Origin of the sequence: Allobosea rubneri (genome assembly GCF_032464875.1) — a bacterium.
GTDB classification, from domain to species: domain Bacteria; phylum Pseudomonadota; class Alphaproteobacteria; order Rhizobiales; family Beijerinckiaceae; genus Allobosea; species Allobosea rubneri.
Window position 1 is genome coordinate 48,776 of the sequence record NZ_JAWDID010000005.1, and the last position, 19,192, is coordinate 67,967.

Sequence of the window (19,192 nt, forward strand, 5' to 3'; positions counted from 1 at the left end):
ACGTGGATGGTCGGGACAAGCCCGACCATGACGGAAAAGGGCTGTGTTCATGCGTTCCGGACTCAGGCCTTCGGCTGCCCCGGAGTGACGGCCGTGCCTTCAGGCTCGAATCTTCACATTCCGCGCCAGGAAATCGATGAAGGCGCGCATCCGCGCCGGCACGAAGCCACCCTGCCCGAGATAGACGGCGTGGATCACCTCGATGTCGCCGGGGTTGAAGTCCTCCAGCACTGTGACGAGCCGCCCTGCGGCGACCTCGGCCTGGGTATGGAAGCGCCCGAGCCGGGCGAGCCCGACACCGGCGACGGCGAGCTGGCGCGCGATCTCGCCGTCGCCGACCTGGGTGTTGCCGACCGCGGCGATCGAGATCAGCGCACCGTCGACGCGAAAGGGCCAGCCCTCCACAGAACGGGCGAAATTGAAGCCGATCAGGTTGTGCTTCGCCAGATCGGCCGGCGTCTTTGGCTCGCCATGGCGGGCGAGATAGGCGGGCGAAGCGACGACGGCGACGGCGCTTTCACCGATCTTGCGCGCCATCAACTGGTTGCCGCGCAAGGGGCCTGGCGCGACCCGGATCGCGATGTCGGCCCGCTCCTCGATCAGGTCGACGACCTGGTCGGTGAAGACGAGATCGACCGAGAGCTCGGGATGCTCGGCGAGGAATGCCGGCAGCAGCGGCAGCAGAATTTGGTTGCCGAAGGCGACATTGGCGTTGACCCGAACCCGGCCGCGCGGCGCGCGTCCGGCCGCGGCCTCAGCCTCGGCTTCGGCGATGTCCGAGAGAATGGCAACGCAGCGCTGGTGGAAAGCCTGGCCTTCCGCAGTCAGTTGCAGCTTGCGTGTCGAGCGGTTGATCAGCCTTGCGCCAAGCCTGCCCTCCAGCCTTGTGACCAGTTTGCTGACGGCCGATGGCGTCATGCCGAAGAGCTTGGCAGCGGCGGAGAAGCCGCCGCGCTCGACCACGGCCGCGAACACTTCCATCTCGCCGGAGCGGTTGCTGAGCAGCGTTGCCATGATGAACTCAAGTCACAAGTGATGTTACGGGCGGCATCCTAGTTCAAGACACTGCATTGCACCATCTGGCGAGGACACTTCTCTTGCCTGGCGCGGAGCGTCCAATGCCCATTGCCGTCTATGCCCTCACCGCCGGTGCCTTCGGCATCGGCACCACCGAATTCGTCATCATGGGCCTGCTCTTGCAGGTTGCCGGCGACCTGCAGGTTTCGGTCGCGATGGCCGGCCTGCTGATCTCCGGCTATGCGCTCGGCGTCTTCGTCGGCGCGCCGGTGCTGACCCTCGCCACCCGCAATCTGCCGCGCAAGCAGGTGCTGATCCTGCTGATGGCGATCTTCACGCTCGGCAACATCGCCTGTGCGCTCGCACCGAGCTATAGCCTGTTGATGGCGGCGCGCATCGTCACCTCGCTGGCGCACGGCACCTTCTTCGGCGTCGGCTCCGTCGTCGCGACCAGCCTCGTCCCCGAGGACAAGAAGGCCTCGGCCATTGCCGTGATGTTCACCGGCCTCACCATCGCGACCCTGCTCGGTGTGCCCGCAGGCGCTTGGCTCGGCCTAAACTTCGGCTGGCGCGCCACCTTCTGGACCATCGCCGTCATCGGCGTCATCGCCATGCTGGTGCTCGCTCGTCTCGTCCCGGCCGACAAGGGCAAGGCCGAGGTCGCGCCGCTACGCCAGGAGATCGCGACGCTGGCCGATCCGCAGGTGCTGCTCGGCCTCGCCATGACCGTGCTCGGCTTCGGCGGCGTCTTCGCGGTCTTCACCTATATCCAGCCGATCCTGGTCGAGATCACCGGCTTCTCGCAGGAAGCGGTCTCGCCGATCCTTCTGCTCTTCGGCCTCGGCCTGATCGTCGGCAACATGCTCGGCGGCAAGCTCGCCGACCGCAACCTGCCGGTCGCCCTGCTCGCGACCACGGCGGCCCTTGCCATCGTGCTCTTCGCCATGACGGCGACGCTGCGCTCGCCCGTCGCTGTGACGATCTTCGTCGGGCTGATCGGCGCGGCGGCCTTCGCTACTGTCGCGCCCTTGCAGATGCGCGTGCTCGACAAGGCCGGGCCAGCTGGGCGTAATCTCGCCTCCAGCCTCAACATCGCCGCCTTCAACCTCGGCAATGCCTTCGGCGCCTGGCTCGGTGGCGTCACCATCGACCATGGCCCGGGCCTTGCCGGCGTGACCTGGGTCGCCGCCTTGGTGCCGCTGGCGAGCCTGGTTCTGGCAGTGATCAGCCTGCGCCTCGACAAGCGCCAGCGGTTGGTGCTGCAGACCGCCCCCGCTTCCTGCCCGCAGTGAGCTTTATCAAAGACTTCGCATAAGGAACTGAACCATGGACTACAGATATCTCGGCCGCTCCGGCCTCAAGGTTCCCGCCCTCAGCTTCGGCGCCGGCACCTTCGGCGGCCAGGGCCCGCTCTTCAGCGCCTGGGGCACCAGCGATGCCAAGGAGGCGACCCGTCTCGTCGACATCTGCCTCGAGGCTGGGCTCAACCTGTTCGATACCGCCGACGTCTACTCGAACGGCGCCTCCGAGGAGATTCTTGGCGCGGCGATCAAGGGCCGGCGCGACAAGGTCCTGATCTCGACCAAGATGACGCTGCCGATGGGCGATGGCCCCAACGATGCGGGCTCCTCGCGCAGCCGGCTGATCGACGGCACCGAAGCCGCGCTCCGCCGGCTCGGCAGCGATCATATCGACCTGCTTCAGCTCCACGCCTTCGATGCCTTCACCCCGATCGAGGAGGTGCTCTCGACGCTCGATGCGCTGGTCCGCGCCGGCAAGATCCGCCAGATCGGCGTCTCCAACTTCGCCGGCTGGCAGCTGATGAAGTCGCTCGCGCTCGCCGAGAAGCACGGCTTCCCGCGCTATGTCGCCCATCAGGTCTACTATTCGCTGGTCGGCCGCGACTACGAGTTCGACCTGATGCCGCTCGGCCTCGACCAGGGCGTCGGCGCGCTGGTCTGGAGCCCGCTCGGCTGGGGCCGCCTGACCGGCAAGATCAGGCGCGGCCAGCCGCTGCCGGAAGGCAGCCGCCTGCACCAGACCGCCGATTTCGGCCCGCCGGTTGACGACGAGAAGCTCTATGCCATCGTCGACGTGCTCGACGAACTCGCCAAGGAGACCGGCAGGACGGTGCCTCAGATCGCGATCAACTGGCTGCTGCAGCGCCCGACCGTCGCCTCGGTGATCATCGGCGCCCGCAACGAGCAGCAATTGCGTGACAATCTCGGCGCCGTCGGCTGGGCCTTGACGCCGGAGCAGATCGCGAGGCTCGACACCGCGAGCGCGACGGTGCCACCGTACCCTGCCTTCCCGTATCATCGCCAGGAGGGCTTTGCCCGGCTAAACCCGCCGGCGGTTTGATACGACAAACCGTCTCGGTCGTCCCGGACGCAGCGAAGCGGAGATCCGGGATCCATTCCAGAGCCTTCCCAGCGAGGTTCAGGCATGGATCCCGGGCCTCCCTTCGGTCGCCCGGGACGACTTGGTCTAGGGAACATCGACGCGGCTTGATTTTTTGCGCTCCCGCCTGTCGGCTGCGGGCCCGGCCACACGTCCTTGGCCATGAGAGGAGCCGCCGATGCACTACGCCATCCTTTGCTATCATTCCGAAGAGGTCGTCACGGCCTGGACGAAGGAGCAGAACGAGGAGGTCATGGGCCGCCTCGAAAAGGTCCGCCACCGCATCGCCAAGGAAGGCAAGCTCGGCCCCGTCGCGCGCCTGCTGCCGACCACGGCTGCGACGACCCTGCGCAAGGATCGTGACGCGCCGCTTATCCTCGACGGCCCCTTCGCCGAGACCAAGGAGCAGTTCCTCGGCTTCTACATCGTCGACGTCGCCGATCTCGACGAGGCGCTCGGCATCGCGCGCGAGCTCGGCGAGGCCAATCCCGGCGGCGCCTTCGAGGTTCGCCCGCTTGCGGTCTACTATCCGGCCGGAGTCTGAAAATGGCCGATCTCGCCTGGATCGATGCGGCGCTGCTTGCGGCCCGCGCCCAGGCGATCAGCGCATTGCTGCGCTATTTCCGCGATCTCGACATCGCCGAGGAGGCCTATCAGGAGGCCTGCCTCAGGGCGCTCAAGACCTGGCCGCAGAACGGGCCGCCGCGCGACCCAACCGCCTGGCTGATCTTCGTCGGCCGCAATGTCGCGCTCGATCAGGTCAGGCGACAGAAGAAACAGGAACCGTTGCCGCAGGACGACCAGATCTCCGACCTCGGCGATGCCGAAAGCGATGTCGCCGAGCGGCTCGACGGGGCCCACTACCGCGACGACATCCTGCGGCTGCTGTTCATCTGCTGCCATCCCGATTTGCCTGCAACGCAGCAGGTCGCACTCGCGCTGCGCATCGTCTCGGGGCTGAGCGTCAAGCAGATCGCCCGGGCCTTTCTCGTCGGCGAAAGCGCGATGGAGCAACGCATCACCCGGGCCAAGGCGCGGATCGCCGCCGCCGAGGTGCCGTTCGAAGCGCCCGGCCCTGTCGAGCGCGGCGAACGGCTGGCGGCGGTCGCGGCGATGCTCTACCTCGTCTTCAACGAAGGCTATTCCGCCTCGGGCGCGGAAGCCGACCGCCGCCGGCCGTTCAGCGAGGAAGCGATCCGCCTGGCGCGGTTGCTGCTCAGGCTGTTCCCGACCGAGCCCGAGATCATGGGGCTCGCAGCGCTGATGCTGCTCCAGCACGCGCGCTCGGCAGCCCGTCTCGACAACAGCGGGGCGATCGTGCTGCTCGACGATCAGGACCGGGCACTATGGGACCGGCACCTGATCGCGGAAGGCCTCGCCCTGATCGACAAGGCCATGCGCCACCAGCGGCCTGGCCCCTACCAGATCCAGGCCGCGATAGCGGCGGTCCATGCCCGCGCGGCGCGGCCTGAGGAGACCGACTGGGCGCGGATCGACCTGCTCTACGCCACGCTGGAGCACATTCAGCCCTCGCCCGTCGTAACGCTGAACCGTGCGGTTGCCGTCGCCAAGCTGCGCGGTCCCGAAGCTGCGCTCGCGCTCGTGGAACCGCTGGAAGCATCGCTCTCCGGCTACTTCCACTTCTTTGGCCTGAAAGGCGGGCTATTGCTGCAGCTCGGCCGCGGCCGCGAGGCACGGATCGCCTTCGACCGGGCGATCGCCCTTGCGAACAGTGCCAGCGAGGCGGCCCATATCAGGCTGCATATCGACCGGCTCATGCAGGACAGCGGCGTATCCAGCGCAAGCTGAGTGCGCGACCGGTTCGCGACGCGCTGGTTGTGAGGCGCCTCATCGGCCGCCTGAACAGTCTGCTGTAGCTCGCAGTTACAAAGGCTTGTACCAGCATTCTCCCATACTGAATTAACTTTCAAGGCTCAGTGCCAGCCTCGTCAGCAAGCGGGCGAGCTCGGCCTGTTCTGCCGCGTCCAGTCCGCTGAGCAGCCGGCGCTCCAGCGCCATGTCCTCACGGAAGGCCGCCTCGGCCTTGGCCCGGCCGGTCTCGGTCAGCTCGACCAGGAGGCTGCGCCGGTCCTCCTGCGCCTCGCGGCGCCGGATCAGCCCGGCCGCCTCCAGCCGATTGAGGCGCGCCGTCAGCCCGCCGGAGGAGATCATCAGCGTCTGGTAGAGCGCGGTCGGCGTCAGCTGCCAGGGCTCGCCCGAGCGCAGCAGGGTCGAGATCACATCGAACTCGCCGGCATCGAGGCCGTGACGGGCGAAGACCGCCTCGATGCCCGGTCGCAGCCGCAAGGTGATCCGCCTGGCGCGGCCGATCACCGCCATCGGGCTGGTGTCGAGATCCGGCAGTTCGCGCGCCCATTGCGCCCGCAGCCGATCGACATGGTCCTGCCGCTCTTCAACCGCACCGTCCATCCCGATCTCCAGCTCCTGTCCGATCCTGTCAGCAGAGACGCCAGATATATCTTGACGTCAAGACAACAAGGGATTTATCTCGACATCAAGATAAATGGAGGCAGCGATGCCAGCACAAGTTCCGTTCACGCTCGCCGGGCTCGACCATGTGGTGTTCCGCACCGCCGACACCGCCCGCATGCTCGGCTTCTACCAGGACGTTCTCGGCTGCCCGGTGGAACGCCGGCAGGATGAGCTCGGGCTGGTGCAATTGCGCGCCGGCCGCTCGCTGATCGATCTCGTCGACGTCGCCGGCCCGCTCGGCCGCGCCGGCGGCGCGGCGCCGGGCGCCGAGGGGCGCAATGTCGACCATATCTGCCTGGGGATCAGGCCTTTCGACGAAGCCGGCCTGCGCGCCCACCTGGAGCGCCACGGCATCGCCATCGTCGCAGCCGGCTCGCGCTACGGCGCCGAGGGCGAAGGTCAGGCGATCTACATCCGGGATCCGGACGGCAACGCGATCGAGCTCAAAGGAGCCGAATGAGCGCCAAGACCGGCCTTTCGAAAAATAATCCACGACCTTTGTCGGCTTAGCCAGGTCGCCAACGTCCTAGCGTCAGGCCTCCGGAAAAACCGGCCGGCAGAGACGAAACCAACGTCCAACAGCAGCAAAAGAGGGAGTTTCGCCATGTCGCAAGCAGCAACCGCCCAGAAGCCCGAAGCCCAGCCCGAAACCCGCGGCGGCGTCGTGCCCTACATCAGCGTCGACGGCGCGGTGAAGGCCTCCGAATTCTACCAGAAGGCGTTCGGCGCCGAGGAAGTCGCCCGCCAGCCGGTCGACGAGAAGGGCCGCACCATGCACATCCACCTCTACATCAATGGCGGCTCGCTGATGCTGAGCGACCCCTATCCCGAGTACGGCTATCCCTGGCAGCAGCCGCAGGGCTGCACGCTGACCCTGCGCGTCGACGATATCGACTTCTGGTGGAAGCGCGGCGTCGATGCCGGCATGGAGGTCGTCACCCCGGTCGAGGTGATGTTCTGGGGCGACCGCTACGGCCAGTATCGCGACCCGTTCGGCTTCCTCTGGGCCCTGGTCTCCGCGGTCAAGTAACGGCGCGCCGGCGCGAGGCCGGCGCCCCCCATCTCGTGCGCTTCAGCCGGCAGCTCCGCATGCGCCGGGCCAGCGAAGCCATGCCCGATCAAGCCATGCCCGTTCCGGAGAAGACCATGCATTCGGACATCCAAGACACCGCTACAGCTCCGGCAATGCTCTGGCTCGGCCGCGTGATGAGCGGGCTGGTCGTCGCCTTCCTGATCTTCGACGGAGGCATCAAGCTCGCCCCGCTCTCGGTGGTGACCGAGACCATGCAGCAGCTCGGCTACTCCGCGTCGCCCGAGCTGGCACGCGGGCTTGGCGTGATGACGCTGGCGATCGCCCTGCTCTACGCGCTGCCGCGGACCAGCATTCTCGGCGCGATCCTGCTCACCGGACTGCTCGGCGGCGCCATGGCGACGCATCTGCGCGTCGGCAGCCCGCTCTTCAGCCATCTCTTCTTCGGCCTCTATCTCGGCCTGCTCGCCTGGGGCGGGCTCTACCTGCGCGACACAAAGTTGCGCCGCATGATCCCCTTGCGTGCAGAAACCTGACCGCTCGCCAAATAAGCGGCCCCATCCTGTCGCAAACTGACGGAAAGCCGTCGCACCTTCTTCAGCAAGCCTTCTCGGAGGCGCCAACACAGGAGGAACACGCCATGTCGAATATCGCTGAAGCCGAAAAGACGCAGGACTTCTCCGGGTGCATGCCGGCCAAGCCGCAGCAGGAGCATGAATGGCTGCACAAGCTCGTCGGTGAATGGACCTATGAGGCCGACTGCCTGATGGGCCCTGACCAGCCGCCGATGAAGTCGAGCGGCACCCATTCGACGACCTCGTTCGGCGGACTCTGGATCGTCGGAGACGGCCACAGCAAGATGCCGGACGGTTCGCCGGCCCAGACCCGGTTGACCCTCGGCTACGATGCCCTGAAGAGCGTGTTCGTCGGCAGCTTCATCGGCTCGATGATGTCCAATCAGTGGGTCTATTCCGGCAAGCTCGACGCTTCCGGCAAGATCCTCACCCTCGACACGGAAGGTCCCGACTTCACCACGCCGGGCAAGACCGCGAAGTATCAGGACATCCTCGAGATCAAGAGCGACGACCATCATACCCTGTCATCGCAGGCACAGGGCCCGGATGGGACGTGGCACAGCTTCATGACCGCGCATTACCGCCGCAAGCGGTAGCGCCAGGGCGCCGCACGCAGCTGCGGCAACGATTGGACGAGGGCGCGGGCCGGCCGGCTCCGCGCCCTCGTGCTTGACCCGCACGCGCGTTCGGGGCCATGTGCAATCGCAATGACAACGGGTGGGGACGGCCCCGGACGGCGATGCGCATCCTGCTGATCGACAATTACGACAGCTTCACCTGGAACCTGGTCCACCTGATCGGCGGGCTCGGAGCCGAGGTCGAAGTTCGCCGCAACGACTCGCTGACGGTCGCGGAGGCGCTTTCCGGCGGCCACGGCGCGATCGTGCTCTCGCCCGGCCCGTGCACGCCGACCGAAGCCGGCATCTGCCTCGACCTCGTGCGCGAAGGCGCCGGCAAGGTGCCAATGTTCGGCGTCTGCCTCGGCCTGCAGACGATCGGCCAGGTCTTCGGCGGCGAGGTCGTGCGCGCACCGCTGCCGATGCACGGCAAGGTCTCGACCGTCACGCACCGCGCACGCGGCCTGTTCCACGGCATCAACGGCCCGCTCGAGGCGACGCGCTACCACTCGCTGGTGGTGAAGCGCGAAACCTGCCCGGAGGTGCTCTCGATCGAGGCGGAATCCGGCGACGGCATGATCATGGCGCTCTCGCATCGCGAGCTGCCGGTGCACGGCGTGCAGTTCCATCCGGAAAGCATTGCCTCGGAGCACGGCGCGACGATCCTGCGCAATTTCCTCGATCTCGCCGAACGATGGTCGGCCGCGTCCGACTCCGCCGCCCTTTCCGCGACAGCCTGATCGATCGAGTTCCCATGGAAGACTTCAAGCCCTTCATCGCCAAGGTCGCGACCGGCGCCTCGCTTTCGCGCGAGGAGGCCCGCGACGCCTTCGAGACCATGCTTTCGGGCGGCGTCACCAACGCCCAGGCCGCCGCCTTCCTGATGGCGCTGCGCGTTCGCGGCGAGAGCACCGAAGAGATCGCCGGCGCGGTCAGCGCGATGCGCGCCCGCATGCTCACCGTTTCGGCCCCGGCCGAGGCGATCGACATCGTCGGCACCGGCGGCGATGCGTCGGGTTCCTACAACGTCTCGACCCTGGCCTCGATCATCACCGCCGCCTGCGGCGTGCCGGTCGCCAAGCATGGCAACCGCGCGGCGTCCTCGCGCTCCGGCGCGGCGGACGTGCTGACGGCGCTCGGCGTCAAGGTCGGGCTCGAGCCCGCCGGGATCGAGCGCAGCATCCGCGATGCCGGCGTCGGCTTCATGTTCGCCCCCGCCCATCACGCCTCGATGCGCCATGTCGCGCCGGTGCGCACCGAGCTCGGCACCCGCACGATCTTCAACCTCGTCGGGCCGCTCTCCAATCCGGCCGGGGTGAAGAAGCAGCTCGTCGGGGCCTTCTCGGAGACCTGGCTCGAGCCGATGGTGAAGGTGCTCGCCTCGCTCGGCTCGCAGTCGATCTGGGCCGTGCATGGCTCGGACGGGCTCGACGAGATCACCACCACCGGCCCGACCCGCGTCGTCGCGCTCAAGGACGGCAAGATCGAGAGCTTCTCGATTTCGCCCGAGGATGTCGGCATCGCCCGGGCGAAGTCCGAGGATCTGCGCGGCGGCGAGCCGGAGCAGAACGCCAAGGCCCTGCAGGACGTGCTCGACGGCAAGAAGAGCGCCTTCCGCGACATCGCAGCCTTCAATGCCGCGGCAGCCCTCGTCGTCGCCGGCAAGGCCGGCGCGCTCGGTGATGGCCTCGCCCAGGCCTATCAGGCCCTCGACAGCGGCAAGGCCAAGGGCGTGCTCGCCGCGCTCGTCGCCAGCTCGAACGCCTGAGGCAGCCATGTCCGACATTCTGAAGCGGATAGAGGCCTATAAGCGCGAGGAGATCGTCGTCGCTCGCAGCGCCGTGCCGCAGGCCGAGATCGAGCGCCGCGCCGCCGCCATGCCGCCGCCGCGCGACTTTCTCGGCGCTCTCGAAGCCAAGCGGAAGGCCGGACTGCCGGCGCTGATCGCCGAGATCAAGAAGGCGAGCCCGTCCAAGGGCCTGATCCGGCCGGATTTCGATCCGCCGGCCTTGGCGAAGGCCTATGCGGAAGGCGGCGCCGCCTGCCTTTCGGTGCTGACCGACACCCCCTCCTTCCAGGGCCAGCCGGAATATCTGGCGCAGGCGCGCGAGGCCTCCGGTCTGCCGGGCCTGCGCAAGGATTTCATGTTCGAGCCCTATCAGGTCTTCGAGGCCCGCAGCTGGGGCGCCGACTGCATCCTCGTGATCATGGCCTCGGTCGACGATGCCGCGGCTCACGAGTTGACCGATACCGCAAAGGCGCTCGGCATGGCCGTGCTGGCGGAGGTCCATGACGAAGCCGAGCTCGAGCGGGCGCTGAAGCTCGACACCCTTCTGGTCGGCATCAACAATCGCGACCTGCGCAGCTTCGAGGTCAGCCTCGCCGTGACCGAACGCCTGGCACCGCTGGTCCCGGCCGACCGGCATCTCGTCGGGGAGAGCGGCATCTTCAGCCATGCCGACATCACCCGGCTTCAGGGCTGCGGCGTCAACACCTTCCTCGTCGGCGAAAGCCTGATGCGTCAGCAGGATGTTGCAGGCGCGACCCGTCAGCTCCTGACCGGAAAGGCGACGGAGGCGGCGGCGTGAGCCGGCTTTCGCATCTCGACAGCCAGGGCCAGGCCCACATGGTCGATGTCGGCGACAAGGCGGAAACCGCCCGGATCGCCGTCGCCGAAGGCAGCGTCGTGATGCAGGCGGAAACGCTCGCGATCGTGCGCGCCGGCGACGCCAAGAAAGGCGATGTGCTCGGCACTGCCCGCCTCGCCGGGATCATGGCGGCAAAGAGGGCCCATGAGCTGATCCCGCTCTGCCACCCGCTGCTGCTGACCAAGATTGCCGTCGATCTTGCGATCGACGAGGCCCTGCCGGGCGTGCGGGTGCGGGCCGAAGTGCGCCTCACCGGCAAGACCGGCGTCGAGATGGAAGCGCTGACCGCCGTCAGCGTCGCCTGCCTGACGGTCTACGACATGGTCAAGGCGGTCGATCGCGGCATGCGTATCGAAGCGATCCAGCTCGTCCACAAATCCGGCGGCAAGTCCGGCGTCTACGAAGTTGCGGAAGGGCAGAGATGAGCCTGACACCGGTTGCCGTCGCGCTGCGCGCGCTGCTCGACAGCGTTCCCGGAACCACCGGCGCCGAAACCCTGCCCTTGGCGCGCTGCGCCGGCCGTGTGCTGGCGGCCGATGTCGCGGCGCTGCGCACCCAGCCGCCCTTCGCCAATTCGGCGATGGACGGCTATGCCGCTCGTGCCGATGATCTCCAGCCCGGCAAGGAATTGCGGGTCATCGGCGAATCCGCCGCCGGCCGCGGTTTTTCCGGCGCGGTCGCCCCCGGCGAGACCGTCCGCATCTTCACCGGAGCGCCGCTGCCCGAGGGCACCGACGCCATCCTGATCCAGGAGCATGCCGAGGGCGTCGACGGCCCGGTGATCCGCGTCACCAAGGCGGCGGGCAGGGGTCAGTTCGTGCGCGCCGCCGGGCTCGATTTCGGCAGTGGCGAGATCCTGCTCGCGGCCGGCCGCCGCCTCGACAGCGCCGCGCTCGGCCTTGCCGCCGCAATGGGGCATCCGGAGCTTCCGGTTCGCCGCAAGCCCGTGGTCGCAATCCTCGCCACCGGCGACGAGCTCGTCCTGCCGGGCGAGCCGGTCGGCCCCGACCAGATCGTCGCCTCGAACAGCTATGCGCTGGCCGCACTGGTCGAGCAGGCCGGCGGCACGGCGCTCGATCTCGGCATCGCCCGCGACAATCATCCCGATCTTGCGGCCCGCATCGAGGCGGCGAAGGCGGCGAATGCCGATGTGCTGATCACGCTCGGCGGCGCCTCCGTCGGCGCGCATGACCTCGTCCAGGCCGCACTCAAGGCCCAGGGCATGGATCTCGGCTTCTGGAAGATCGCGATGCGGCCGGGCAAGCCGATGATGATGGGAAGGCTCGGCCCGATGGTCGCGCTTGGCCTCCCCGGCAACCCGGTCTCCTCGATCGTCTGCGGACACCTCTTCGTCACGCCGCTGATCGAGGCCCTGCTCGGCATGGCCGAGCCGGAGCGCGACCGCGGCGAGCCGGCGGTCCTCGCCGTCGACCTGCCGGCGAATGACGAGCGCCAGGACTATCTGCGCTCGACCTTCGTGACGGAGGCAGGCGAGCGCCGGGTGAAGCCCTTTCCCAAGCAGGATTCCTCGATGCTGGCGAACCTCGCCCGGGCCGAGGCGCTGGTGATCCGGCCGGTTTTCGCCGAACCGGCCAAGGCCGGCGATCCGTGCCGGATTATCCGGTTGCGCTGAGGCCGATCAGCGGCAGCGCAGATAGCGCGTGCCGCCATAGACGACCTCGTCGTTCGAGACGACCTTGAGGGTCCGGCTGGCGCGACGCTTCGGCCCGTCGATGCTGAAGCAGGTGCCGCTCATCCGGTATTCGTTGGCGGATACGCGCTCTATCCGGCTGAAATGGCAGCCGCCCTCGCCTGCCTCGCCGGTGCGGCCGCCGCGGTTGAAGCCGACATAGGCGCCCTCGGTCCCCTCCTTCAGCCATCTGCAGCCCTGCTGCGTCGGATCGCCGAATTCGCCGCGCACCGGCAGTTCGGCGGCACTCGCCATACCGGCCACAGCCGCGGCCATCATAGCGCTCAGACTCGTCAGCTTGACCGCCATCGCTCCCTCCCTCTCGCCGTGGCACCCCACGCTGGACAAAGCTTCGCTTGCACGCAGAAGGGCCAGTTTCGCGCGGCGCAATACGGCCGATGGACGTCCCTTGCGGAACACAAGGCGAACGGGTATGTTGTTCGTGCTTTGTTTCGATTCCGATGCGAAAGGCCGGGGCGGCGAGATCATGCTGACACGCAAACAGTTCGAACTGCTTCGCTTCATCCATGAACGCCTGCGAGAATCCGGCGTACCGCCCTCCTTCGACGAGATGAAGGACGCGCTCGACCTACGCTCCAAATCCGGCATCCACCGGCTGATCATGGCGCTGGAGGAACGCGGCTTCATTCGCCGGCTGCCGAACCGCGCCCGCGCGCTCGAAGTCATCAAGATGCCGGACGGGATCGGCGGGCCGCAGGCGCAGCGCGGGCGCTTCAGCCCGTCGGTCGTTCAGGGCGGCCTCGGCCAGACCCCGCCTGCCCCGGCAGCCAATCTAGCCAAGCCGCGCCCGGCGGGCGCCGAGGAGAACGGGCGCTCCACCGTCTCCATCCCAGTCATGGGCCGCATCGCCGCCGGCACGCCGATCTCGGCGATCCAGGATCGCAGCCATAGCGTCTCCATGCCCGCCGACATGCTCGGCGGCGGCGAGCACTACGCGCTCGAAGTCCGCGGCGATTCGATGATCGAGGCCGGCATTCTCGACGGCGACACCGTCGTCATCCGCAAGCAGGACACGGCCAATACCGGCGACATCATCGTCGCCCTGATTGACGACGAGGAAGCGACGCTGAAGCGCCTCCGCAAGCGCGGCTCCTCGATCGCGCTCGAAGCGGCCAACCCGGCCTATGAGACCCGCGTGCTCGGCCCGGACCGGGTCAAGATCCAGGGCCGGCTCGTCAATCTGATGCGGCGCTACTGAAGCATCCCGCTGTCCTCCGCCTGCTCGGTCGGCACGTTTGCGGGCGTACGTGCTGGCTCCGATGAAGAAGGCACGGTCGCAGGAGCGGGCCGGGCCCGGGTCCAGGGTCGCAGGCGCGTTGCGTCCTCGGCGGTGTAGGCGCGCCAGCTGCCGCCGCGCATGGACCCAAGCGCCGTCGCGCCATCGCGGGCGAGCGCGGCCCGGTCGATCAGTCGGGCGGTACAGGTGCCATTGACGTGGAGCGGCGTGACGACGAGGTCGGCGCGCTGGCAGTCCTCGACGATGGCGACGCGGTCCTTTGTGTAGGCGACATTGCGGCCATCCTTGAGACGGATCACGCAGCCGCGCGCGTCGCAGGCGGCGCCCTCTCGCAAGGTGGCATCATCCGGAGGGCGGGAATCGCCGTCGGCATGGAGCCATTGCGTCAGCACGAAGCGACTCGGCTTGCCTGCCAGGACGAGTCGTCCTTCGGCACCGCGCACCAGGATGCCGGAACCGTCGCGCTCGATCAGGATGTCGGGCCGCGTCGGGTCCGAGGCGAGCGCCAGGCCGGCGCAGAGCGGCAGCGCCGCGAGGAAGCGCAGGGCCGTCGTCCACAAGGTCAGCCAGAGCAGCGCCAGCGCGAACAGGGCGAGCGCCACGGGATCGAAGGCAGGCAGCACCATGGTCGAGCGTTCGATACCGGCGACCCAATGGGCGAGCTGCAGGACGAGACCGGAGGCCCAGCCCATCAGGGCCCAGCCCGGCCAGTCGAGCCCGAACGGATAAGCCAGCACGCCGAAGACCGCGGCCGGCATGACAATGAGCGAGACGAAAGGCAGGGCGAGCGCGTTGCCGAGCAGGCCGAACGGGTTGAAGGTCTGGAAGTGGTAGACGCCGAAGGGCGCAGTCGCGGCCGTCGCCAGCAAGGTGGTGACGATGATGCCGACGGCCGAGAGCCAGAGCGGCCGCAGCGGCCAGGGCCAGCTGGCGGCAGCCGCATCAGGCGGGCGCTCCTGCCAGCGTTCGGCGAAGGCGATCAGCGCCGCGACCGCGCCGAAGGACATCTGGAAGCTCGGCCCGAGCAGCGCCTCCGGCTCGCGCAGCAGGACGATGATCGCCGCCAAGGCGAGGTTGCGCATGCTGAGGGCCGGCCGGTCGACCAGAATGGCGCCGAGCATCACCAGCGTCATGATCAGCGAGCGCACGGTCGCGACTTCAGCGCCGGAGAAGACGCAATAGGCGGTAGCGCCGAACATGGCGGCGAGCGCAGCGATTTTCTTGACTGGCCAGAACAGCGCGATGCCTGGCGACAGCGCCAGCAATGCCCTTGCGAGCCAGAAGATCGTGCCGGCCGCCAGGACCATGTGCAGGCCGGAGATCGAGACGATGTGGTAGATGCCGGCGGCGCGCAGGTCGTCATTGGTCGGCTCAGTGATCAGGCCACGCTTGCCGGTGACCAGGGCGGCTGCCATCGCTCCCGCCTGCCCGCCGCCGATGGTGGCGATGCGCTCGGTCAGCGCATTGCGGGCCTGGTCGATGGCGACGCTCCAGGCGAGTTGCCGCGACTGCGGCACCGGCGCCGGTGCCAGCGCGACCTTGCCGGCGATGTTGCCGACGGCACCGATGCCGCGGAAGAAGGCGTCGCGGGCAAAGTCGTAGCCGCCGGGACGCGCCGGCCCGGGCGGCGGCAGGAGCCGCGCGGTCGCGACGATGTGATCGCCGGGCTTCAGTGTCGTCGCGGCCGTGCTGACACGTATCCGGCGCGGCCGCTGCTGCGGGTCGACACCCGGCATGTCGGTAACCAGCAGAACGAGGCGGACACCCTTTTCGCGCTGCTCTAGCGCCTCGATGAAACCTGTGACCTTGCCGACATGGAGGCGGGCGAGCGCCGGTGCCGCGATACTCGCCGTGCGCCAGGCTCCGGCCGCGAAGCCGGCCAAGACGGCGGCGAACCCCAGGCAGATCGCCATGGCGAGGCGCTTGTGGCGCAGCAGCGACGCTGCGAGCGCCGACAAGGCGAAGCCGAGCAGCGGCGCAATCAGGCCCGGCTCACGATCGGCGAGGAAATACAGGATGACGCCGAGCCCGAGCGGCACGGGCAGCCAGTTGAAGAGGCGGCGGCGCTCGACCTCGGTTTCAAGCATGGCACCTAGGCGCATGCGCCAGCTTGCGGGATTCCAGGCTGGGCTCTGCGTCAGACGGCGCGTCCACCCTGCCCCGCCTTGCAAGGCAAGGACAGCCGCAACGGCCTTGCGGCGACGCCCGGGCGGAACGGAGAGCAATCGGCCTCCCTTTCGCCGCCGGCGCAGGAAGCGCTTAACGGCGGCCGCAAAGCCATGTTACAGCGACCGCGCCGGTTGTCAGCCCCGGCCGAGACCGCCCGTGAGCCGGCCCTCGCCCTTCATCCGCCCGTTCCGTCGGAGTCCTTCTTTCATGAGCGATGAGGTCGTCACGCGCTTTGCGCCGTCGCCTACCGGATTCCTCCATATCGGCGGCGCCCGCACCGCCCTGTTCAACTGGCTCTATGCACGCCGCCATGGCGGCAGGATGCTGTTGCGCATCGAGGATACCGATCGCGAGCGCTCCACCGATGCCGCGATCGCCGCGATCCTCGACGGTCTGTCCTGGCTCGGCCTCGATTGGGACGGCCAGACCGTCTACCAGTTCCAGCGCGCCGCTCGTCACCGCGAGGTCGCCGAGCAGATGCTCGCCGCCGGCAATGCCTATTATTGCTATGCGACGCCGCAGGAACTCGACGAGATGCGCGAGAAGGCCAAGGCCGAAGGCCGGCCGATGCGCTATGACGGGCGCTGGCGCGACCGTGACCCGGCGACGGCGCCGGCCGGCGTCAAGCCAGTGATCCGCCTGCGGGCCGAGCAGACCGGCGAGACCGTGGTCGAGGACGAGGTCCAGGGCCGCGTCGTCTGGCAGAACGAGAATCTCGACGACCTCGTCCTGCTGCGCTCCGACGGCAACCCGACCTACATGCTCGCCGTGGTCGTCGATGACCATGACATGGGTGTCACCCATGTCATCCGCGGCGACGATCACCTCACCAATGCGGCGCGGCAGACGCAGATCTATCAGGCGATGGGCTGGAAGGTTCCCAGCATGTCGCACATCCCGCTGATTCACGGCGCTGACGGGGCCAAGCTCTCCAAGCGCCATGGCGCGCTCGGGGTCGATGCCTACCGGGCCATGGGCTATCTGCCGGCCGCCTTGCGCAACTATCTGCTGCGCCTCGGCTGGAGCCATGGCGACCAGGAGATCTTCTCGACCGAGGAGATGACGGCGCTGTTCAACCTCTCGTCGATCGGGCGCTCTCCGGCGCGCTTCGACTATGCCAAGCTGGAGAACCTGAACGGGCTCTATATGCGCCAGTCGGACGACCGCGAGCTGCTGGAGGCGCTCAAGGCGATCCTGCCCGAGATCGGGCCGGCCCGCGGTGTGCCGGCGAAACTCGACCCGGCGCTCGAAAGCCGGTTCCTCGCCGCCATGCCCGGACTGAAGGAACGCGCCAAGACTTTAGTCGAACTGCTGGACAGCGCCTTCTATCTCTATGCCCAGCGTCCGTTGGCCCTCGAGCCCAAGGCGGCTGCGCTGCTCGACGATGCGGCGCGCGAGCGGATGCCGAAGCTGGCCGCGAAGCTCGCGGCGCTGCCGGATTGGGAAACCCCGGCGCTCGAAGCCGCCGTGCGTGAATTCGCCGAGGCAAACAGCGTCAAGCTCGGCCAGGTGGCGCAGCCGCTGCGCGCCGCCCTGACCGGCCGCACCACCTCTCCGGGGCTGTTCGACGTGATGGCCGTGCTCGGGCGCGAGGAGGTTCTGGCGCGGCTCTCCGACGTCGCCTGAGCCGGCAGCGCAGGAGCGGCGATGCCGCACTGCGGGAGGTAACAGCGAAGGCCATGTCGCTCTCTGTTGAACCCCTCCCGGAAATGGTCTAGCAACGCGGCGTGGCGGCTGCTCCTTCCCCGGAGCGGCCGCTGCCAAAAACGCTTCAAAATCAGTCTGATGAACGCTTCCTCGCCGCAGCGGCACCCTCACATTCCGTCATGGAGCCGGCATTGCGGAGCTTCGGACGGCGCCAGATGACCAGTGATCGGTCGGAACGACATTCGGCCGCTGAGATGATTTGAGATCGAGCCTGAAAGGATCGGCATCCATGAGCGGAACCACGAGTCAGTTGAGTGTCGACGGCAAGACCGTCGACATGCCGGTCAAGGCTGGATCGATCGGACCTTCGGTCATCGACATCGGCAAGCTCTACGCCCAGACCGGGATGTTCACCTACGATCCCGGCTTCACCTCGACGGCGAGCTGCGAGTCGCAGATCACCTATATCGACGGCGACGAGGGCGTGCTGCTCTATCGCGGCTACCCGATCGAACAGCTCGCCGAGCATGGCGACTTCCTCGAGACCTGCTACCTGCTGCTCTATGGCGATCTGCCGACCGCGGCCCAGAAGGCCGATTTCGACTATCGCGTCACGCGCCACACCATGGTGCACGAGCAGATGGCCCGCTTCTTCCAGGGCTTCCGCCGCGATGCGCACCCGATGGCAGTGCTGGTCGCCTCGGTCGGCGCCATGTCGGCCTTCTACCATGACTCGACCGACATCTCGGATCCGCAGCAGCGCATGATCGCGTCGATGCGGATGATCGCCAAGATGCCGACGCTGGCGGCGATGGCCTACAAGTACACGATCGGCCAGCCCTTCGTGTATCCGCTGAACTCGCTGGACTACAGCTCCAACTTCCTGCGCATGTGCTTCGCAGTCCCGGCCGAGGAGTACAAGGTCAACCCGGTGCTCGCGCGGGCCCTCGACCGCATCTTCATCCTGCACGCCGACCACGAGCAGAACGCCTCGACCTCGACGGTCCGCCTCGCCGGCTCCTCGGGCGCCAATCCCTTCGCCTGCATCGCGGCCGGCATCGCCTGCCTCTGGGGGCCCGCCCATGGCGGCGCCAACGAAGCGGCCCTCAAGATGCTCGAGGAGATCGGCTCGGTCGACAACATCCCGAAATACATCGCCAAGGCGAAGGACAAGAACGATCCCTTCCGCCTGATGGGCTTCGGCCACCGCGTCTACAAGAACTACGATCCGCGCGCCAAGATCATGCAGAAGACCACGCATGAGGTGCTGAACGAGCTCGGCATCAAGGACGACCCGCTGCTCGACGTCGCGATGGAGCTGGAGCGCATCGCCCTCTCCGACAGCTACTTCATCGAGAAGAAGCTCTATCCGAACATCGATTTCTATTCGGGCATCACGCTCAAGGCGATGGGCTTCCCGACCTCGATGTTCACGGCGCTGTTCGCGCTGGCGCGTTCGGTCGGCTGGATCGCGCAGTGGAAGGAGATGATCGAGGATCCGTCCCAGCGCATCGGCCGTCCGCGCCAACTCTACACCGGCGCGCCGAAGCGCGACTACGCGCCGATCGGCCGGCGCTGAGCCGCACGCCATTCCAAGCCTTTTTGGGGCCGCGACGGGAAACCGCCGCGGCCTCATTGTTTCCAGGCA

The 19,192-nt window shown here is 67.7% G+C and carries 20 protein-coding genes; 16 read left to right on the top strand and 4 right to left on the bottom strand.

Features of this window, described 5'->3' with window-relative positions; genetic code table 11:
• Positions 1-99: 99 nt before the first annotated feature.
• Entirely contained in the window at positions 100-1,014 is a 915-nt protein-coding gene (locus RKE40_RS05130) for a LysR family transcriptional regulator (RefSeq protein WP_316017161.1), read from the bottom strand.
• A 104-nt stretch (positions 1,015-1,118) separates the two neighbouring features.
• Between RKE40_RS05130 and RKE40_RS05135 the strand changes: the two genes are divergently transcribed.
• The 4 genes from RKE40_RS05135 (at position 1,119) to RKE40_RS05150 (ending at position 5,226) form a co-directional block, all read left to right on the top strand.
• On the top strand, positions 1,119-2,309 hold the full coding sequence (locus RKE40_RS05135) for an MFS transporter (RefSeq protein WP_316017162.1): 1,191 nt from the start codon (positions 1,119-1,121) through the stop codon (positions 2,307-2,309).
• Between the two features lie 34 nt (positions 2,310-2,343).
• Positions 2,344-3,378, top strand: a complete 1,035-nt coding sequence (locus RKE40_RS05140) for an aldo/keto reductase (RefSeq protein WP_316017163.1) — start codon at positions 2,344-2,346, stop codon at positions 3,376-3,378.
• Positions 3,379-3,595: 217 nt separating this feature from the next.
• On the top strand, positions 3,596-3,961 hold the full coding sequence (locus RKE40_RS05145; RefSeq protein ID WP_316017164.1) for a YciI family protein: 366 nt from the start codon (positions 3,596-3,598) through the stop codon (positions 3,959-3,961).
• A 2-nt stretch (positions 3,962-3,963) separates the two neighbouring features.
• Positions 3,964-5,226, top strand: a complete 1,263-nt coding sequence (locus RKE40_RS05150; RefSeq protein WP_316017165.1) for an RNA polymerase sigma factor — start codon at positions 3,964-3,966, stop codon at positions 5,224-5,226.
• Between the two features lie 111 nt (positions 5,227-5,337).
• Here RKE40_RS05150 and RKE40_RS05155 read toward each other — a convergent pair whose 3' ends face one another.
• Positions 5,338-5,847: a MarR family winged helix-turn-helix transcriptional regulator gene (locus tag RKE40_RS05155; protein WP_316017166.1), complete on the bottom strand. Its 510-nt coding sequence runs from the start codon at positions 5,845-5,847 to the stop codon at positions 5,338-5,340.
• A gap of 106 nt (positions 5,848-5,953) precedes the next feature.
• Here RKE40_RS05155 and RKE40_RS05160 point away from each other — a divergent pair, with 106 nt between their 5' ends.
• The 9 genes from RKE40_RS05160 to RKE40_RS05200 all read left to right on the top strand — a co-directional run bounded on the left by RKE40_RS05160 (position 5,954) and on the right by RKE40_RS05200 (position 12,413).
• Complete coding sequence (locus RKE40_RS05160; RefSeq protein ID WP_316017167.1) at positions 5,954-6,370, top strand: VOC family protein; 417 nt, start codon at positions 5,954-5,956, stop codon at positions 6,368-6,370.
• Positions 6,371-6,514: 144 nt separating this feature from the next.
• Entirely contained in the window at positions 6,515-6,940 is a 426-nt protein-coding gene (locus RKE40_RS05165) for a VOC family protein (protein ID WP_316017168.1), read from the top strand.
• A 116-nt stretch (positions 6,941-7,056) separates the two neighbouring features.
• On the top strand, positions 7,057-7,476 hold the full coding sequence (locus RKE40_RS05170) for a DoxX family protein (RefSeq protein ID WP_316017169.1): 420 nt from the start codon (positions 7,057-7,059) through the stop codon (positions 7,474-7,476).
• A 104-nt stretch (positions 7,477-7,580) separates the two neighbouring features.
• The gene (locus RKE40_RS05175; protein WP_316017170.1) at positions 7,581-8,111 is read left to right on the top strand and encodes a DUF1579 domain-containing protein; all 531 of its coding nucleotides are present in this window, start codon (positions 7,581-7,583) and stop codon (positions 8,109-8,111) included.
• Positions 8,112-8,254: 143 nt separating this feature from the next.
• The gene (locus RKE40_RS05180; protein WP_316017171.1) at positions 8,255-8,872 is read left to right on the top strand and encodes an anthranilate synthase component II; all 618 of its coding nucleotides are present in this window, start codon (positions 8,255-8,257) and stop codon (positions 8,870-8,872) included.
• A gap of 14 nt (positions 8,873-8,886) precedes the next feature.
• Positions 8,887-9,900, top strand: coding sequence for an anthranilate phosphoribosyltransferase (trpD, locus tag RKE40_RS05185; RefSeq protein ID WP_316017172.1), 1,014 nt, complete (start codon positions 8,887-8,889; stop codon positions 9,898-9,900).
• Between the two features lie 7 nt (positions 9,901-9,907).
• Entirely contained in the window at positions 9,908-10,720 is an 813-nt protein-coding gene (trpC, locus tag RKE40_RS05190; RefSeq protein WP_316017173.1) for an indole-3-glycerol phosphate synthase TrpC, read from the top strand.
• Positions 10,717-11,205, top strand: coding sequence for a cyclic pyranopterin monophosphate synthase MoaC (moaC, locus tag RKE40_RS05195; protein ID WP_316017174.1), 489 nt, complete (start codon positions 10,717-10,719; stop codon positions 11,203-11,205). Before trpC ends, moaC begins: the two co-directional genes overlap by 4 nt.
• Positions 11,202-12,413: a molybdopterin molybdotransferase MoeA gene (locus RKE40_RS05200; RefSeq protein ID WP_316017175.1), complete on the top strand. Its 1,212-nt coding sequence runs from the start codon at positions 11,202-11,204 to the stop codon at positions 12,411-12,413. Before moaC ends, RKE40_RS05200 begins: the two co-directional genes overlap by 4 nt.
• Positions 12,414-12,419: 6 nt before the next feature.
• Here the strand turns inward: RKE40_RS05200 and RKE40_RS05205 are convergent, their stop codons facing one another.
• A complete protein-coding gene (locus tag RKE40_RS05205) occupies positions 12,420-12,779 on the bottom strand; it encodes a hypothetical protein (protein WP_316017176.1) in 360 nt (119 codons plus the stop codon).
• 178 nt (positions 12,780-12,957) lie between these two features.
• On the opposite strand from RKE40_RS05205, the gene lexA reads away from it, so the two are divergent.
• The gene (gene lexA / locus RKE40_RS05210) at positions 12,958-13,689 is read left to right on the top strand and encodes a transcriptional repressor LexA (protein ID WP_316017177.1); all 732 of its coding nucleotides are present in this window, start codon (positions 12,958-12,960) and stop codon (positions 13,687-13,689) included.
• Here the strand turns inward: lexA and RKE40_RS05215 are convergent.
• The gene (locus RKE40_RS05215) at positions 13,683-15,815 is read right to left on the bottom strand and encodes a ComEC/Rec2 family competence protein (RefSeq protein WP_316017178.1); all 2,133 of its coding nucleotides are present in this window, start codon (positions 15,813-15,815) and stop codon (positions 13,683-13,685) included. The genes lexA and RKE40_RS05215 overlap by 7 nt on opposite strands.
• 289 nt (positions 15,816-16,104) lie before the next feature.
• On the opposite strand from RKE40_RS05215, the gene gltX reads away from it, so the two are divergent.
• Positions 16,105-17,523, top strand: coding sequence for a glutamate--tRNA ligase (gene gltX / locus RKE40_RS05220; RefSeq protein ID WP_316017179.1), 1,419 nt, complete (start codon positions 16,105-16,107; stop codon positions 17,521-17,523).
• A 310-nt stretch (positions 17,524-17,833) separates the two neighbouring features.
• On the top strand, positions 17,834-19,123 hold the full coding sequence (gene gltA, locus RKE40_RS05225) for a citrate synthase (RefSeq protein WP_316017180.1): 1,290 nt from the start codon (positions 17,834-17,836) through the stop codon (positions 19,121-19,123).
• Positions 19,124-19,192: the final 69 nt, after the last annotated feature.

Bases quoted from the DNA above. Each gene is read 5' to 3' on its own strand.
- RKE40_RS05155 (WP_316017166.1), bottom strand. From the start codon at position 5,847: ATGGACGGTGCGGTTGAAGAGCGGCAGGACCATGTCGATCGGCTGCGG.
- gltA (WP_316017180.1), top strand. From the start codon at position 17,834: ATGAGCGGAACCACGAGTCAGTTGAGTGTCGACGGCAAGACCGTCGAC.
- RKE40_RS05165 (WP_316017168.1), top strand. From the start codon at position 6,515: ATGTCGCAAGCAGCAACCGCCCAGAAGCCCGAAGCCCAGCCCGAAACC.
- lexA (WP_316017177.1), top strand. From the start codon at position 12,958: ATGCTGACACGCAAACAGTTCGAACTGCTTCGCTTCATCCATGAACGC.
- RKE40_RS05145 (WP_316017164.1), top strand. From the start codon at position 3,596: ATGCACTACGCCATCCTTTGCTATCATTCCGAAGAGGTCGTCACGGCC.
- RKE40_RS05215 (WP_316017178.1), bottom strand. From the start codon at position 15,815: ATGCTTGAAACCGAGGTCGAGCGCCGCCGCCTCTTCAACTGGCTGCCC.
- trpD (WP_316017172.1), top strand. From the start codon at position 8,887: ATGGAAGACTTCAAGCCCTTCATCGCCAAGGTCGCGACCGGCGCCTCG.
- RKE40_RS05205 (WP_316017176.1), bottom strand. From the start codon at position 12,779: ATGGCGGTCAAGCTGACGAGTCTGAGCGCTATGATGGCCGCGGCTGTG.
- trpC (WP_316017173.1), top strand. From the start codon at position 9,908: ATGTCCGACATTCTGAAGCGGATAGAGGCCTATAAGCGCGAGGAGATC.
- RKE40_RS05180 (WP_316017171.1), top strand. From the start codon at position 8,255: ATGCGCATCCTGCTGATCGACAATTACGACAGCTTCACCTGGAACCTG.
- RKE40_RS05135 (WP_316017162.1), top strand. From the start codon at position 1,119: ATGCCCATTGCCGTCTATGCCCTCACCGCCGGTGCCTTCGGCATCGGC.
- RKE40_RS05160 (WP_316017167.1), top strand. From the start codon at position 5,954: ATGCCAGCACAAGTTCCGTTCACGCTCGCCGGGCTCGACCATGTGGTG.
- RKE40_RS05175 (WP_316017170.1), top strand. From the start codon at position 7,581: ATGTCGAATATCGCTGAAGCCGAAAAGACGCAGGACTTCTCCGGGTGC.
- RKE40_RS05170 (WP_316017169.1), top strand. From the start codon at position 7,057: ATGCATTCGGACATCCAAGACACCGCTACAGCTCCGGCAATGCTCTGG.
- RKE40_RS05140 (WP_316017163.1), top strand. From the start codon at position 2,344: ATGGACTACAGATATCTCGGCCGCTCCGGCCTCAAGGTTCCCGCCCTC.
- gltX (WP_316017179.1), top strand. From the start codon at position 16,105: ATGAGCGATGAGGTCGTCACGCGCTTTGCGCCGTCGCCTACCGGATTC.
- RKE40_RS05150 (WP_316017165.1), top strand. From the start codon at position 3,964: ATGGCCGATCTCGCCTGGATCGATGCGGCGCTGCTTGCGGCCCGCGCC.
- RKE40_RS05130 (WP_316017161.1), bottom strand. From the start codon at position 1,014: ATGGCAACGCTGCTCAGCAACCGCTCCGGCGAGATGGAAGTGTTCGCG.
- RKE40_RS05200 (WP_316017175.1), top strand. From the start codon at position 11,202: ATGAGCCTGACACCGGTTGCCGTCGCGCTGCGCGCGCTGCTCGACAGC.